The sequence below is a fragment of the Bacillus sp. FSL W8-0770 genome (assembly GCF_038008705.1).
Lineage (GTDB): Bacteria > Bacillota > Bacilli > Bacillales > Bacillaceae_G > Bacillus_A > Bacillus_A cereus.
This window is the reverse complement of the sequence record NZ_JBBOZR010000001.1, coordinates 416672-432942: the sequence shown is the minus strand read 5'-3', so window position 1 is coordinate 432942 and position 16271 is coordinate 416672. Positions and strand designations below refer to the sequence as shown.

Here is a 16271-nt window from a genome sequence, read left to right as displayed (position 1 = left end):
CAATGAGGACTCTTCCTCATTGCCTTTTCATTTACCCTTGTAATTCTTTTTTAATGTTTTCAGTTAATGTAGCCATACGTTTGCGGCTTTCTTCACGCTCACGTTTGTTTTGCTCTTCAATTTGTTGTGTTTCTTGCATACCTCTTGAAATAATGTTCCAAGTTTCCTCAAGCGTTTCCATCTTAATACTAGAAGAACCTGATAATCTTGCTACTTCTACACTTTGCGTTGCGATATTTTGTGCATTTTTCTTAAGTAATTCATTTGTACGGCGATCCAGTTCAGCCATAGAATCTGCAACAAGCTTTTGACGCTTCGCATTTACCGCTTGAATGATACCATTTTTAAAAATAGGAATCGTTGTAATAAATGCTGTATTAATTTTACCAATTAATTTATTATTACCACGTTGAATCATACGAATTTGTGGTGCTGTAAGTAACGCAACCATACGTGCTTTTTCTAAATCATCAATACGTTGCTCTAAAATTTCAACAGAGTTTTTAAGCGACTCTAATTCAATACCTGCTAATTGATCATTATTACGCACACGCTCTTCATACATCGGAACTAATTCTGTATTTAAACGCTCTAATAGCATTTCTCCTGCTACTACGTACTTCTCTAAGTCTAAATAATATTTTAAGTTTTGCTCATACAAGCCATCTAACGTACCAATTGATTTTTTCATCTCATCTTGGTACTTCGTAATTTCCACATATACTTTATCAATTTCACGGCCCATCGTTTGATACTTGCTAAAAATTTGTTCTATCATTTTATCCGCTTTTTTGAACATACGTGAGAAGAAACCACTTTTCTCTTCCGCAAAGTCTTTGCTATCAAATCTGTCCATAATTTTACCAAGCTGTTTTAATAATTCACCAGAATCTTCTATCTTTGATAATGACATTGTATGTAAAATTTGATCAGCAAAACGTGAAATTTCCATAGAAGGTTCTTTTCCAAGTTCAATTAATTCTAATTGATCTTTAATATCTACCGCATTATAAATACGTTGTACATCCGCATCTTTTCTAAGTTGTAAGCGAACATCTTGTGCTGTTTGCTCATTTAATTCTGTTTTCGGATCTAGTACGACTGGGTTATTCATATAGTATTCTCCCTTTCCTTATAAAAATGGACGAAATAGTCCTTTTATTGTTTGTGATAAATTTTTATAAGCTGATGAACCATGAAACTCAAGATCGAAATTAACCTCTTCAAGCCAATGGGAATCAAATGCCCCCGCTTCAATATACGGTTCAATATCGTTTCTTCCTGTTGGATTGAAATGGAATACATCTACTCCAATTTGATTTAAAAATAGTAATAAAACAGCATCAGAACGAGTTAACTCTCCACTCTTCTCATTATTAAATATAACAATTTTCGGTACATCTTGTGAATAATCAAATTTCTCAAGCTGTTCTAAAATATTCGGTGGTATTTGAGAAAGTTGCGCGAAAACATATAGCGCTACATCTTGTTTCGTCTCTTTCGCAATTGGTTTGCACATTTCACTTTCACACGTATGGATAATCGCTTCTGCAATCCCATGTTGTAAACCTTCCGGTAAACGCTTATGCGGCCACCAATGGCTATTCATAATTAGATCAGGATGTAATTTCCCCCCACGGTCTAATGCATCTCGGTAATGATATTGGAAATTTGCTTTTTGTTCTTTCGTAAACGGGAATGTATTAATTAATAAACTATTATCAAATGATGTAACAGCCTTTAATCGTTGAAAATACTCTTTATCATTCTTTGAAACACCTGATATTTTCGCAAATAAAGAAGGGATATAAATGTGTTTATTTTCAACAAAGAATGTCGGACGTACAAACGCCTTTTCTTTCGTAATTAAAAAGAGTTCATCATATGTTGTTTTTAGTGTACGAGCTACAGGCGTATAGGAACGGAATTGCCACGGCTTGTACAGCAGTGAATTATCGTGGTGAAGTACTTGCTCAATTTCTTTTGAAGCTTGATACGCTACTGTTGCCACACGCTCGCGGCGGCGATCTGGAAATGGTTCAAGAGAAATACGGCCTGGATGAGACACAATAAAGGTCCTTCCCTCTTCATCGACATTCTCAAATCCATCTTTTCCTTCTGGATGATAATAAAGCACATCACAACCGAGCATAATAAGAAAGTATAAGAAATATATACGGCTTTCCTGTGCATCACCATACCAAACGATACGCGGCATTTGTTTCTTATAGTTAATTGTAGAGAACCACTTCGCTACGTAATTTTCGCTTAGTTTAATTATGTCGATTAAGAAACGACGGAAGCCTTCTGTCTTTAACGACTGATTATGTTGTTTCTCATATAATTTCAATAGTGAAATAAACGTCGTATGTATGTAATGCTGTAAATCAGGATTGTCTACTTTCGGTAAAAGTTGTTTCCCAGATAAGTGTGCAACTAACCTATTTACTGTCAGACCATTTGGTGCTTCTTGATGTAATCCGAACACTTCTTGAATATGACGAAGCTTTTCCGAATCAATCACTTTGTTTAAATTTTGTTCGTGTAAAACTTCGATTCCTTTCGCTTCACTATAATCAAACAGTTCATTAAAATATTCATCTACATCATTAGGAACGCCAAGGATTCGACATGCTATATAACTAAATTTCATCTCATTCTCTGTCAGTTCATATTGTGGACGTTTTTCTAAAAGCGTTTCAAATTGCTTTAAATCTGATTCATCTTTTAATGCATATGGTTGAAGTGTAAAACGTGAAAACACAACAGTTCACCTCCAAAAACATTTACGTTTTTTCTAAGTCCTTCTTCTATTATAAACTATTTTTGGTTATAAAAAATGGGCGCTCACAAAACGAGCAAACCCATTTCAATTATTTATTGTCTTCTTTAGTAGCTGCAACTTCTTCTTTAGCTTGTCCAGAATTCTTCATGTAGTGAATTATAAATGTTGCTCCAAATGCTACAACTAAAATAATAAAGAATAGTGTATGACTAATCTCAATCTCGATTAAAGACAGTAACATTTTCGATGCAATAATTAAGATTAAAATGTATGCTGTCGTTTCAAGCTCTGGAATACGCTCTAACAATTTCAAGAATACACCGGCAATACCACGCATCATTAAAATACCTAGCATTCCGCCTAATAATAAAATCCAAACTTCATTAGATACACCAAATGCAGCAAGTACACTATCTACAGAGAATGCGATATCCATTAATTCGACCATTGCAACTGTTCCCCAGAAGACACCGAACATTCTGAAGAAAATACTGTTTTGGTTCATACCATGAGCTTCCTCTTCTTCACCTGCACCTTTACGCTTATCAATAAAGTATTTTACTGATAACCAAGCAAGGTAAAGTGCACCAAGAAGTTTTACCCACCATAATTTAATTAAGAACATTCCAATTCCAATTGCAATAAAGCGGAATATATAAGCTCCAATAAGTCCATAGAATAATGCTTTTTTACGTTTCTCTTCAGGAAGGTGTTTTACCATTACTGCTAACACAAGTGCGTTATCAGCAGATAACAACCCTTCAAGTACAACAAGTGTACCAATTAATCCCCAAGATACTGGATCTTGCAACACTTTAATCCACATGTCCAAGTCGAAAAACTGAGCATACGTATCAAGGATTCCTTGCAAAATACTCATCTTACCTTTATCCCCTATTCTTTGCTAGATTTATAGAAAGGTCAAAAAAAGGAAACGAATATCGTTTCCTTTCTATGCATCCAAGCCATACGCTCTTACAAGCGCACCTAAACCACCTTGGAATCCACTTCCTACTGCATTAAACTTCCACTGTCCATTATGACGGTATAATTCACAAAAGACAACTGCTGTTTCGATGGAGAAATCTTCCCCTAAATCAAAACGAAGAACTTCTTCATTCGTCTCTTCATTCGCTAAACGAACAAACGCATTTCCTACTTGTCCAAAGTTTTGACTACGGCCTTCCGCATCATAAATCGTAACTGTAATAGCAATTCTGTGCACATCTGCTGGAACTTTCTTCAAATCTACAACAAGTTGCTCATCGTCACCTTCACCTTCACCTGTACGGTTATCTCCTGTATGTAAAACAGATCCACAAGGAGACTGTAAATTATTATAGAAGATAAAATCAGTTTCCTTCGTACATTTTCCGTTTGCATCTAATAAAAAGGCAGATGCATCTAAATCGAAATCGGCTCCGCCGTCATAAGATTTAATATCCCATCCAAGACCAATTACTGCTTTTGTTAAACCAGGGCTTGTCTTACCTAAATCGATTTTCTGGCCTTTTTGTAATTGAATAACCATCTATATTCACCTCTATATTTTTATCTTTAAAAATATATCCATCAGTAAACATACATTTCACCGATGGATATACAAATCAAATCTATTACTCTACATCTAAACCAAAGTTATTACATAGAGACGCTAATCCACCTTGGAATCCACTTCCGATTGCATTGAATTTCCAGTCACCTGCATGACGATATAATTCACCTACTACTACGGCTGTTTCAATAGAGAAATCTTCTCCTAAATCGTAACGAATTAATTCTGCATTCTTTTCTTCGTCGAGAATACGTACGAAAGAATTAGAAACTTGTCCGAAGTTTTGGCTACGGCCTTCTCCATCATAAATTGTAATTGTGAAACAAATACGTTCGATGTGAGCAGGAACATTTTTCAAATCTACTTTAATCGCTTCGTCATCGCCTTCACCTTCACCAGTGCGGTTATCTCCTAAATGCTCTACAGCACCATTCGCACCTTTTGGATTATTATAGAAAACGAAATCTTCAGCTCCTGAAACTTTACCATTCGCACCTACTAAGAAAATACTAACATCTAAGTCGAAATCGTTTTGTCCGTCATAACGATTCGTGTCCCAACCAAGTCCTACAAGAACTTTCGAAAGACCTGGATTCGTTTTTGTTAAGTCTACCTTTTGTCCCTTTTTCAATGAAATTGATGCCATATACAATTCCTCCTCGGTTATTTTATTGATAACGTGATACAATCTCACTTAAGTTTTTATCTTGCGTGCCTTCTCCAACTGCTGAAAACTTCCATTCACTTCCGTGACGATACATTTCACCTGCAATTAGAGTCGTTTTGCCAGCATAATTATCCGATAAATTATAGCGTGCTAATTCTTCACCAGTTTGCGGGTTTTGAATACGAATATATGCATTACGAATCATCCCGAAATCTTGACGACGATTTACACAGTCATAAATATTTACAACGAATACTAAACGATTAATACGGCTCGGAACTTTATGTAATTCTACGAAAATTGTTTCGTCATCACCAGCGCCTTCACCTGTTAAATTATCTCCTGAATGAATAATACTACCACAAGTAGAAAGTTTATTTCCGAAGTAAACTAAATCATTTTTGTTTAAAAAACGATCTCCTTCTAACATAACAACAGATGCATCACAATCTACATTTGGTTTACTTCCAAATAATGAAGACAGAAATCCACCTGATTGCCCAATTGGATCCCAGCCTAAGCCAACCTGTAGTTTTGCTACTTTTGGTTGTCCTTTCGTTAAATCGATCTTTTGACCTTTTTCTAAAATAATAGGCATGAAGTTTCTCCCTTTCTACAAAGCATTTTCCAAATCGGAAAATATTGTATTCTTCTCTTATATTGTAGCATTATTTACCTAGCGATAAAAAGGATAAATTCTCAGTTATATGAAAACATTCATATAATTTACTTATGATGATGTAAGAAGTGGTAAATAGCACCAATCATTCCTGCACAATTACCGTTTTGTGCAAGTTCAATCTCACAATTATTATAAATCTCTTGATTTAAGTATTTACTGATTTCTTCTTTTACTTCTTTTAAAAACTCATTTCCTCTATCGGTAATTCCTCCACCAATAATAATCGTTTCTGGATTAAAAATATAAGCAAGATTACTAATTCCGATTGCCAAATGTTTAAAGAAGATCCCAACTGCTTGAGCAACTTCCCGATCTCCTTTATCATACAACTTGAAAATTCTTTTCCCATTCCACTCGCCTTTGCCTTTATATTTTCTTACAAGCCGAATTAATCCTGAAATCGAAGCAACCTCTTCAAACGTTTTTCCTTCTATTAGCATATTCCCCCATTCACCAGCACTAAATGAATGTCCTCGGTACAATTCTCCATCTATAAAAATTGCTCCCCCAACTCCTGTTCCAATGGTGAGCATAATAAAGTTCTTTTTCTCTCTTCCACTACCATTCCACTTTTCTCCAAACGCTGCACAATTCACATCATTGTCAATCGATACTGGAACTTTTAATATCTCTTGCAATCTATCAATAATAGGAATAGTACTATATCCCGGAATATGATCGGCACCTCCCATCACAATTCCTTTATTAATATCAACAATTCCCGCAGTGCTAATACCAATTCCTGCAATAGTATGTTCATTCATTATTTCTTTGGATACATATATAAGTTTTTGAATAATTTGTTCTCCGCCTAAATGAATTTCTGTTGCAACTGTTTTATGCTTTAATACTCTCCCTATTTCTGAAACAATACCATACTTAATTTGCGTACCGCCAATATCAAACGCTATATACACTTTCATCTACTGCCACTTCCTCTACCGTTATGAATGTAAATTCTCCACCTCTACTATTTGTAGAAAATCTACATTAACTCTTTTCTGCTTTGACAAATACACCACCTTTTTCTATATATAGTTTTTTTTGCATAAAACTCTTTTTCCTAAGAAATATTACAAAGGGATGTATTGATGGAATATTAATTTCTTAGGAGGAAAACCATGACGAAAATCTTCATTTTAGCATCAACACTCTCTTTATCTTTTTTTAGCGGTTTAAATATCGGTAATGCCGCAACTGAAAACTTCCAACCATTAACAAACGCTATTGTACAAAATAGCGATCATTTTGCAGAAGGAAACTCAAAGGATAATAATAAACCTCCAGGAAATAACGGTTCTCAGGACGATAGTGGCTCTGGTGGCAATGGTTCTGGTGGCAGCGGCTCTGGTGAAAACGGTTCCGGCGGTAACGGTTCTGATGGCAGTGGCTCTGGCGGCAACGGTTCCGGCGGTAACGGTTCTGGTGGCAGTGGCTCTGGCGGCAACGGTTCCGGCGGTAACGGTTCTGGTGGCAGCGGCTCTGGTGAAAACGGTTCTGGCGGTAACGGTTCTGATGGCAGTGGCTCTGGCGGCAACGGTTCCGGCGGTAACGGTTCTGATGGCAGTGGCTCTGGCGGCAACGGTTCCGGCGGTAACGGTTCTATCGGCAGTGGTTCTGGTGGCAGCGGTTCTGGTGGCAATGAATCTGGTGGTAACGGCTCTGGTAGCAACGGCTCTGGTGGCAGTGGCTCACACGGCGGTAATGGCTCTCAAGGTGGCAATCGTGTTAAAGGTGATAGCAGTTCTCAAGGTGGTAATGGCTCTCAAGGTGGCAATCGTGTTAAAGGCGATAGCAATTCTGAGGAGGGCAACGGTTCTCAAGGGGATAATGTAAAAGATAATACAAAAAAACAAGGTGATAAATTACCTAATACTGCAACGCATTACCCTATATCTATTTTAATGTGTCTTTCAACATTCCTAATTGGTATGTTACTGTTTATTCGTCGTAAAAACGTAAAATAAGAGCAGCATCCTTCCATCAAAAGAATACATGAAATACAGTATAAAACTAAAAAGGACTTTGGATTATATTTTATTATGCAGCCCAAAGTCCTTTTTATCACCTATCAGAAAAAGTATTAATACGCTTTTCCCCAATACACCATTTGTTTAGCTTCTTTGCCACAACAAATGCATTCTTCAGCTAAATGCTCTTGCTCAAAAGGCATACAACGTGAAGATACTCCAACTTCTTCTTTTAGTTTTTCTTCACAAGCTAATTCCCCGCACCACATTGCCTTAATAAAGCCTTGCTTTTCGTCAGCTATTTTTTTCATCTCTTCGAAATTTGTCGCAACATACGTATTCTCATCGCGAAATGCTTTTGCTTTATTAAATAAAGCAATATGAATTTCTTCAAGTAATGCTGGAATACGTTCTTCTAATTGATCCATTGGTACAAACTCTTTTTCCTTCGTATCTCTTCTTACAAGTACAACTTGATTCTTTTCAATATCTTTAGGGCCAACTTCTAATCGAATTGGAATCCCCTTCATTTCATACTCATTAAATTTCCATCCTGGTGTTTTATTACTAGCATCTATTTTTACTCGTGCAACTTTTTGAATATGCGCTTGTAACTCTGTTGCTTTTGCTAAAACTCCTTCTTTATGCTGAGCAATCGGTACAATAACAACTTGCACTGGAGCGACTTTTGGTGGCATTACAAGTCCATTATTATCACTATGAACCATTATTAGCCCGCCTATCATTCTTGTTGATACACCCCAAGATGTTTGGTGCACATATTGCCACTTACCGTTACGATCTAAAAACTTAATATCAAATGCTTCTGAGAAATTCGTCCCAAAGTTATGAGAGGTTCCTGTTTGAAGTGCTTTTCCATCATGCATTAAACTTTCAATTGTATAAGTTGCCTTTGCTCCAGCAAACTTCTCTTTTTCTGTTTTTTGTCCTTTAATAACTGGTATTGCTAAATAATCCTCACAAAAAGAAACATATAAGTTTAAAATATTTAATGTTTCAGCCTGCGATTCTTCTGCCGTTTCATGGATTGTATGACCCTCTTGCCATAAAAATTCAGTCGTACGAAGGAACGGCCTAGTTGTCTTCTCCCAACGAACTACTGAACACCACTGATTATATAACTTTGGCAAATCATTATAGGATTGCACAATTTTTGAAAAATGCTCACAGAATAAAGTTTCAGATGTAGGACGTACACAAAGTCTTTCCGCTAACTTTTCATCTCCACCATGCGTAACCCATGCTACTTCAGGAGCAAATCCTTCAACATGATCCTTCTCTTTTTGCAATAAACTCTCTGGGATAAACATTGGCATATATACATTTTCATGGCCAGTTTCTTTTAACTTCTCATCCATCACCTTCTGCATATTCTCCCATAAGGCATAACCATACGGACGTAAAATCATGCACCCTTTTATACTTGAATAATCAACAAGTTCGGCTTTTTTTACAATATCGGTATACCACTGCGCAAAGTCCTCTTCCATCTTCGTAATGGCTTGCACTTGTTCTTTTGCCATAGTCAGTCTTCCTCCTTCTAGAAAATACAAAAAAGCCCGCGTCCCTAAATAGGGACCGAGCTTTGCCGGCGTTACCACCCTGATTCATGCACAAAAATTGCGCATGCTCTCTTTTGATAACGGGAAATTCCCGCTGCATATGCAGAACTCAAAGGCAGGTTCCATATTGCCTTTTTAAGAATCTTTCAGCCTGGCGGATTCTCTCTCTGCTAAAAAGGTTGAACATGTACTAGTCCTTTTTCATCGTTATAACGAAATAAATTTGTTGATTATCATAATACAAATTCTTTTTTAAAACAATAGCTAATTTTCTTATTATTATATATTCTTTTCGTTTTTTACAGTTTTATACGTAGCTTTTCCGCGTAATTTTCACAAGTTGATGTGCAATCATACCGATAAGTGTACCAAGTAGGACAAAGAAACCAATAAATCCATATCCCATTCCTTCCCACCCACCAATAACCATCATTGTAACGGGAAAGGACGCTAAGCAAAGAAGTATTAAACTAAGTGCAAATATAATATCGAACTGTTTGTCTGGAAACTGTTTCTTTAGTAAATATGAAATAGCAAATACAAGGATAATCGTAATTCCACCAATGATGTAAAAGATACCAAATCCATCTAACCAATCCATAGTGTTTCCTCCTTCCATAGATTCCCTTATACTTAATTATATGTTTAATTTTTCTGAAAATAAATAATAAATTTTCACCTAAAAATACATTTTTATTACTAGGTATTAATAGTAATATATAAGAATAGGTTTTATATAATCAGGAGGGAACTTTATGGATAAAGCATTAACAAACCATGTCATTATTTTATCATTCGACTGTTTATCAGCTTTAGATTTTCCTATACTACAAAAACTACCTCATTTCCAATCTCTAATAAAAAAAGGCACGGTTGTCGAAAAAGTAGAACCAATTTATCCTTCTGTAACATATCCAAGCCACTCAACAATCGTAACCGGTAATTACCCTAACAAGCACGGTGTTGTTAGCAATACGTTACTTCAACCAGGGCGTGAATCACCTGATTGGCATTGGTACCGAAAATCAATAAAAGGAACAACATTGTATGATGAAGCGCGCAAAGCAAATTTAACGACAGCCGCCCTTCTATGGCCTGTTACTGGAAGAGCGAACATCAATTACAATTTACCAGAAATTTTCCCCAATAGACCTTGGCAAAATCTAGTGTTAGTTTCCTTATTTAGCGGTAGCCCACTATACCAATTAGATTTAAATCGTCGTTTCGGCCATATAAGAAATGGTTTATCACAACCAGAGCTGGATGATTTCGTCCTCGCCTCTGCTGTGCATACAATCCAGACGAAAAAGCCTAATGTCATGTTTGTACATTTCACCGATCTAGACACCCAAAGACACTATCACGGCTTTGAATCTAACGAAACAATAGCTGCTATCCAGAGACATGACGAACGTCTAGGAAAAATTATTCAAGCACTAAAAGAAAGTGACCTATACGAAGAAAGTACAATTATTGCCCTTGGTGATCATAGCGCTTTAAGTGAAAACAAATCCATCCAATTAAATGTGCTATTCCATCAAAGAGGACTTATATCTCTTAATAAAAAAGGAAAATTAGTAGACTGGAAAGCCTATTGCCAAAGTTGCGACGGCTCTGCCTATGTATATGTAAAGGACAAAAATGATACGGATACAATTCGCGAGGTACAACTACTCCTTGAAGACCTACTTCAAAATAAACAAAACGGAATTGAATTTATACTTCATGATGAAGCTGCGAAAGACTGCGGTGCAGACGGTAATTGTTTATTCATGTTAGAAGCACGAGAAGGGTATTATTTCACTGAAAACTATACAGGAGATTTTATAAAAGAAATTACCGAAAAAGATGTTACGTCTAGTAAAAAATATACATTTGGTACGCATGGATACTCTCCAACAAAACCTAACTATGAAACAATTTTTATCGCTGCCGGAAAAGGTATAAAAAGTGGTGTGACAATCCCATATATGAGACTTATTGATGAAGGTCCAACTATCGCTAGACTACTAGGTTTACACTTAGGTGAAACAGACGGAGCAACTGTAGAGGATTTACTCCAATTGTAAAGAACTGTGTATATATGTAAAAGTTATGTAAAATTCATCACTGTTTCTCTTTTTATAATTTTTATTTTTGTACACTGTTAGTAAAACAAATTTAAGGGGGAACATTATATGAAAAAAATGTCCAGACAAGAAAAAAGCTGGATATTATACGATTGGGCGAACTCTGTATACTCGCTCGTCATTACAACTGCATTATTTCCAATTTACTTTAAAGCAGCTGCAAAAGAAGCTGGACTATCTGGGGCAACTTCAACAGCATATTGGGGATATGCAAACTCATTCGCAACACTTTTAATTTCTATACTTGCTCCTATTCTTGGCACAGTTGCTGATTATAAAGGATTTAAAAAACGTTTTTTCACATTCTTCTTTGGACTCGGTATCGTATTTACAAGTATGTTAGCAGTCGTTCCAACCTCTCAGTGGTACTTATTGCTAGGGTGCTATATGCTCGCCTTAATCGGCTTTGCTGGAGCAAACATTTTCTATGATGCATTTTTAGTAGACGTCACTTCTGAAGATAGAATGGACCGAATTTCTACAAGAGGATTTGCATTAGGTTATATCGGGAGTACAATTCCTTTTATCGGTTGTATCGCTCTTATTATTCTTTCTCAAAAAGGAACTATTCCCTTATCGGTCGGCATTGCTAGTCAAATTTCCTTTGCAATAACAGCTCTTTGGTGGGGGTTATTTACAATTCCAATGCTAAAAAACGTAGAGCAAACACACTATATTGAGCGTCATCCAAGACCTATTAAAATGAGCTTCAAACGTCTTGCTAATACTTTTAAAAATATTAAAGAATATAAAACTGTATTTATGTTTCTAATCGCTTATTTTTTCTATATTGACGGAGTCGATACAATTATTACTATGTCTACCGCTTACGGAACCGATCTCGGTATTAGTGCAACGAATCTATTAATCATATTATTTGTAACACAAATTGTCGCTTGTCCATTTGCTTTACTATACGGAAAATTATCTGAAACATTTACTGGCAAAAAAATGCTATATGTCGGTATCATTATTTATATCATTATTTGCACATATGCTTATTTCTTAAAAACGACACTTGATTTTTGGATTTTAGCAATGTTAGTTGCTACATCTCAAGGTGGTATTCAAGCACTAAGTCGTTCATACTTTGCAAAACTAGTACCAAAAGAATCTGCTAATGAATTCTTCGGATTTTATAATATATTTGGAAAGTTTGCCGCAATTATGGGTCCGGTATTAGTCGGTGTTACAACGCAATTAACAGGAAAAACAAACGCTGGTGTTCTTAGTATTATTGTTCTATTTATTATCGGAGGATTCTTACTAACTAGAGTTCCAGAAAATAATACATCCGTTACACCACCTAGTCCAAAGACTAAAACGCTATAAGAAAAGATCCTCTTCTCATAAGAAGAGGATCTTTTTTATTTTTAAAGGTGCGCCTTATAATGAACGACTCTACTGCTTGTACAAAAATAATTTATCAACAGTTGTTCCTAATACTTCAGCTAAACGGAACGCTAACGCTAGGCTTGGATCATATTTATTATTCTCAATTGCATTTATCGTTTGTCTAGAAACCTTACATTTATCAGCTAATGCGCCTTGTGAAATATTATTTTCAGTGCGTAATTCATAGATTTGATTTTTCACACCATTGCTCCTAACCTGTAAAATTATTTTTACAACATCAGTATATAATTGGCTCATATAGTTGTCAAAAGTTCCTCAAAGAAAAAGAGAGCAATTTTGCTCCCTTACAATAGTTATTTCGAAACTAACGAATTTGTTAGTGCCTCTTTATTAGCAACATCGTCTTTTTTTATTTGCATGCGTAGAACTGGCCCTATCGCTAATAAAATAAGTGCCATTGCTATACAAAACACAGTAACTAGTGAAGTTAGTTCCTTTAATCCTCCAGCTAATGAAGTTCCAATTAGCATTGCCCCCATAAACAGTGGTAAAATCGTTCCATTTACTCTTCCAACCATATTTTCTGGTACAAGTTGAATCATAAGCGTACCGACAACAATATTAACACAAGCTAAACAAATACCTGTTCCAAATCTCATGAAACTAGTAATCCAAAATGATGTAGATAGCCCTTCTACTAAAAATGAAATCGCTAATATACCCATACCGAATACAAACATCTTTTTCGGATTCACTTTTGAAGCGAAAACTGCAGCAACAATACCACCGAGTAACATACCTATTCCGTCAGCTGCCGCTAAATATTGAACAGCTTCTTTTTCCATACCTAAACGTTCAATTACAAGGAATACTTCTAATGGATTCGTTAATCCAACAGCCAAACCCATAATTGTAAAAGTGATCGTAATCAAACGTAAATTTTTCGTATGAAGAACATACTTCCAACCTTCTTTTATATCATTTTTTAATGAGTCTCTCGCCACCTGCTCTTTTTCAACCCATTTTGGTAAGAATGAAAGGGCGATAGCAGATAACAAAAATAAAATGATTAAGCTATATAGTGATGTAAATAAACCAAGTTGTGTATACACAAGCGATCCTACCACTGGTCCAAAAATCAGAAATAATGACTGTAATGTTTGGTTAAATGCAATCGCATTTGCTACCTCTCCTTCTTTTACATAGCGCTTAAATATACGCGAAGATGAGGGCTGAGAAAACTGACCTACAATCGCGGAAATGAGTGTTGCAAAAAATATAGCCTGCCAATAATCCAGCTTTAACAACAAGACAATTCCTATAATAGACAGTACACTTAATACATCTCCAGCGACCATTGTTCTTTTCGGATTCCAGCGATCAGCTAGCGCACCACCGATAAACGAGAAAATAAAAATAGGTGCATATTCCATAACTGATAACAACGAAACAGAAACTGGATCATTATTCGTTCGCTCCATTATAAAATACAAAAGAGCCATATTTCTGATCCAAATTGCAAATTGTTGTAAAATATCAGACGCCATAACGAGCATAAATGCTCGGTTTTTAAATAAAGCGTTCATTTTCATTCCCCTTTCATAAACCGACCGTTCGGTCTAATTTATTTTGTAAGAAAAGCAACTGACCTATTATTCAGCTGCCATTCCTTTTAACAATACATCTATTGCCTTTTTATAAATACGTTTCAGCTCTTTATAATCTAATTCGTAGTAAAGCACTCCAAGTCCTGATAATAATCCGTTTACAATATACATAAGATCACGAGTATTATCTTCACGGAACTCTCCAGACTGTATACCTACTTCAATTAATTTCTCAAACATAACATATGATTCTCTAGTTAAAGCTAACAGTTCATCCAGAATCTCTTTACTTACAACTTGGCTCATAGAGAATTCCTCTATTGCATTTGAAATTGGTTGCTGTATGTCCTCTACATGATATTCCGCGAGACCATATAGTTTTTCAGTACTAGTGCTATACAACTTCTCTTTTTCATTCCATTTTTCAATCCAATCATACGTATGCTGTTTTACTACAAATAAAAATAATTCTTCTTTACTTTTAAAGTGATAATAAATACTTCCTTTACTTCGCTCTGTAATTTCACAAATCTCTTCCATAGATGTAGCTGCGTAGCCCTTCTGTGAAAATAGACTTTCTGCTTTATATGCAATTTCTTTCTTTATCTCTTCTGCGCTTCTTCTCATATTCACACCTCTTTAAACCGACCGTTCAGTCTAATAATAACAAATCAAAAACCTCTATCGCAAGAGGCTATATTCCTTATTTAAGAAAACGTACTTTCAAACCAAGTTCGAATCATATGTATGGTTCCAAATTTAAATGCTAATTTAACAAGAAATACGCCTCCCGCAGCTAATAAAAATAACACTACTTTCCCCTTATTTTTCACTTTCGGTTCCCTTTTCATTTCCATTCCCCTTAGTATGTTAAAATATTAAACAAATGTTTGTTTAACTGTGTTTATGCATATGTAAGCCGACTAATCAAACGTTTGTTTAAAAAGAAATACGCCTATATAAGGCGCATTTTTATCAATCACCACCGCCACCACAGCTTCCTCCGCTATCTCCCCCAAAAGATCCTCCACAATCATGTGAGCCGCCATCATGCGAGCTATCATTATCAGATCCAGCAAAGAAAAATAATGGTGATGAGCTGTTAGATGAATTATGAATGTTATTTTGTTTTGTAAGATTTACCTTCTTTTTGTTCGATCGAACTGCTGTTACGATTGTTCCAACTACAACAAATAATAGTATGACAATAATAAATTCCATTTAAAAGCCTCCCTTATTCCTCGAATAATTGAATGGTTCTCTCTAGATTTTCAAGTGAAATGAAGCGTGATTCACGAAGAATTTCTTTTCCATTATGAAATAATAAAATTGTTGGCCCTGTAAATACTCCATATCGCCCCGCAATCTCCTGCATGTCTTGTAGTAATATCTCTATTTTCTCTACGTAATCATAATTCTCTAATACGCAATTTACTTTTCTTAGCATAACATCACAAACACCACAATTTTCCGTTTTAATAAACAGAAGTACCAATTGTTGTTCTTCGATATAGGTCGCTAATTCTTCTATCGTTTTAAATGTAGTCATCTTATCCCTCTTAGCGTAATTTACGAAATACTTTGTCTTGATACATACGAAAAGCTGAACTATCTTTAACCTTTCTCTTTTCCATTACCTGCTGAAAACGAAGCGTTTTTGCTGTTAACTCTTCTCGTAATCTCTTTCTCTCTTCTTCATCATAACAGCAAGCAATTAGATCCTCTATTTTTAATATATCTTTTTGTAGTTCCATTTCTGGTGGAATCATTCCCGCATTTTTTAAAATTTTATAACTCATTCTAAGTTCTGGAGGTACCATTGAAAGATCTTCTAATTGTAGTGGTTTTCCTTTTCCCGGAAGATAATCAAGATCACCATTCCTTATTGCTTGTCGAATTTTTTCTTCAGCAATGTTCAAAAACACATCCACACTATT

19 protein-coding genes and 1 other annotated feature are annotated in these 16271 nt (G+C 35.6%); of the genes, 3 read left to right on the top strand and 16 right to left on the bottom strand.

The window, feature by feature from the left end:
* Window positions 1-31: 31 nt before the first annotated feature.
* The 7 genes from NST27_RS02265 to NST27_RS02235 all read right to left on the bottom strand — a co-directional run bounded on the left by NST27_RS02265 (window position 32) and on the right by NST27_RS02235 (window position 6612).
* Window positions 32-1114, bottom strand: a complete 1083-nt coding sequence (locus NST27_RS02265) for a toxic anion resistance protein (RefSeq protein ID WP_001064405.1) — start codon at window positions 1112-1114, stop codon at window positions 32-34.
* 18 nt (window positions 1115-1132) lie between these two features.
* On the bottom strand, window positions 1133-2764 hold the full coding sequence (locus NST27_RS02260; RefSeq protein ID WP_000492867.1) for a YceG family protein: 1632 nt from the start codon (window positions 2762-2764) through the stop codon (window positions 1133-1135).
* Between the two features lie 109 nt (window positions 2765-2873).
* Window positions 2874-3665, bottom strand: a complete 792-nt coding sequence (locus NST27_RS02255; RefSeq protein ID WP_000025688.1) for a TerC family protein — start codon at window positions 3663-3665, stop codon at window positions 2874-2876.
* Between the two features lie 72 nt (window positions 3666-3737).
* Entirely contained in the window at window positions 3738-4316 is a 579-nt protein-coding gene (locus NST27_RS02250; protein WP_000236642.1) for a TerD family protein, read from the bottom strand.
* A gap of 85 nt (window positions 4317-4401) precedes the next feature.
* Window positions 4402-4986, bottom strand: coding sequence for a TerD family protein (locus tag NST27_RS02245; protein WP_000146726.1), 585 nt, complete (start codon window positions 4984-4986; stop codon window positions 4402-4404).
* A 22-nt stretch (window positions 4987-5008) separates the two neighbouring features.
* Window positions 5009-5605: a TerD family protein gene (locus NST27_RS02240; RefSeq protein WP_001121586.1), complete on the bottom strand. Its 597-nt coding sequence runs from the start codon at window positions 5603-5605 to the stop codon at window positions 5009-5011.
* A gap of 128 nt (window positions 5606-5733) precedes the next feature.
* Window positions 5734-6612 (bottom strand): ROK family protein, encoded by an 879-nt coding sequence (locus NST27_RS02235; protein WP_000870142.1) that lies wholly within the window; start codon window positions 6610-6612, stop codon window positions 5734-5736.
* 198 nt (window positions 6613-6810) lie between these two features.
* Between NST27_RS02235 and NST27_RS02230 the strand changes: the two genes are divergently transcribed.
* Window positions 6811-7656, top strand: a complete 846-nt coding sequence (locus NST27_RS02230) for a hypothetical protein (protein ID WP_047385551.1) — start codon at window positions 6811-6813, stop codon at window positions 7654-7656.
* Between the two features lie 116 nt (window positions 7657-7772).
* On the opposite strand, the gene proS is transcribed toward NST27_RS02230, so the two are convergent.
* Entirely contained in the window at window positions 7773-9203 is a 1431-nt protein-coding gene (proS, locus tag NST27_RS02225) for a proline--tRNA ligase (RefSeq protein ID WP_001040942.1), read from the bottom strand.
* A gap of 47 nt (window positions 9204-9250) precedes the next feature.
* Window positions 9251-9456, bottom strand: a binding site (T-box leader).
* Window positions 9457-9549: 93 nt separating this feature from the next.
* Window positions 9550-9843: a YesK-like family protein gene (locus NST27_RS02220; RefSeq protein WP_000383847.1), complete on the bottom strand. Its 294-nt coding sequence runs from the start codon at window positions 9841-9843 to the stop codon at window positions 9550-9552.
* A gap of 154 nt (window positions 9844-9997) precedes the next feature.
* Between NST27_RS02220 and NST27_RS02215 the strand changes: the two genes are divergently transcribed.
* Window positions 9998-11311, top strand: coding sequence for an alkaline phosphatase family protein (locus NST27_RS02215; protein ID WP_061662056.1), 1314 nt, complete (start codon window positions 9998-10000; stop codon window positions 11309-11311).
* Window positions 11312-11419: 108 nt separating this feature from the next.
* Window positions 11420-12703 carry an MFS transporter gene (locus tag NST27_RS02210; protein WP_000738811.1) on the top strand — a complete coding sequence of 428 codons (1284 nt, stop codon included), beginning with the start codon at window positions 11420-11422 and terminating at the stop codon, window positions 12701-12703.
* A gap of 69 nt (window positions 12704-12772) precedes the next feature.
* On the opposite strand, the gene NST27_RS02205 is transcribed toward NST27_RS02210, so the two are convergent.
* The 7 genes from NST27_RS02205 to NST27_RS02175 form a co-directional block, all read right to left on the bottom strand.
* The gene (locus NST27_RS02205) at window positions 12773-13024 is read right to left on the bottom strand and encodes a helix-turn-helix transcriptional regulator (RefSeq protein WP_065845593.1); all 252 of its coding nucleotides are present in this window, start codon (window positions 13022-13024) and stop codon (window positions 12773-12775) included.
* A 56-nt stretch (window positions 13025-13080) separates the two neighbouring features.
* The gene (locus NST27_RS02200; RefSeq protein ID WP_047385550.1) at window positions 13081-14313 is read right to left on the bottom strand and encodes an MFS transporter; all 1233 of its coding nucleotides are present in this window, start codon (window positions 14311-14313) and stop codon (window positions 13081-13083) included.
* Between the two features lie 66 nt (window positions 14314-14379).
* Window positions 14380-14961, bottom strand: a complete 582-nt coding sequence (locus NST27_RS02195; protein WP_001254434.1) for a TetR/AcrR family transcriptional regulator — start codon at window positions 14959-14961, stop codon at window positions 14380-14382.
* 80 nt (window positions 14962-15041) lie between these two features.
* Entirely contained in the window at window positions 15042-15185 is a 144-nt protein-coding gene (locus NST27_RS02190; RefSeq protein WP_000817981.1) for a hypothetical protein, read from the bottom strand.
* 124 nt (window positions 15186-15309) lie between these two features.
* Window positions 15310-15555, bottom strand: a complete 246-nt coding sequence (locus tag NST27_RS02185; protein ID WP_000394369.1) for a hypothetical protein — start codon at window positions 15553-15555, stop codon at window positions 15310-15312.
* 13 nt (window positions 15556-15568) lie between these two features.
* Entirely contained in the window at window positions 15569-15883 is a 315-nt protein-coding gene (locus tag NST27_RS02180) for a thioredoxin family protein (RefSeq protein ID WP_000206517.1), read from the bottom strand.
* Between the two features lie 10 nt (window positions 15884-15893).
* The gene (locus NST27_RS02175) at window positions 15894-16265 is read right to left on the bottom strand and encodes a DnaJ family domain-containing protein (protein WP_000382381.1); all 372 of its coding nucleotides are present in this window, start codon (window positions 16263-16265) and stop codon (window positions 15894-15896) included.
* Window positions 16266-16271 lie beyond the last annotated feature (6 nt).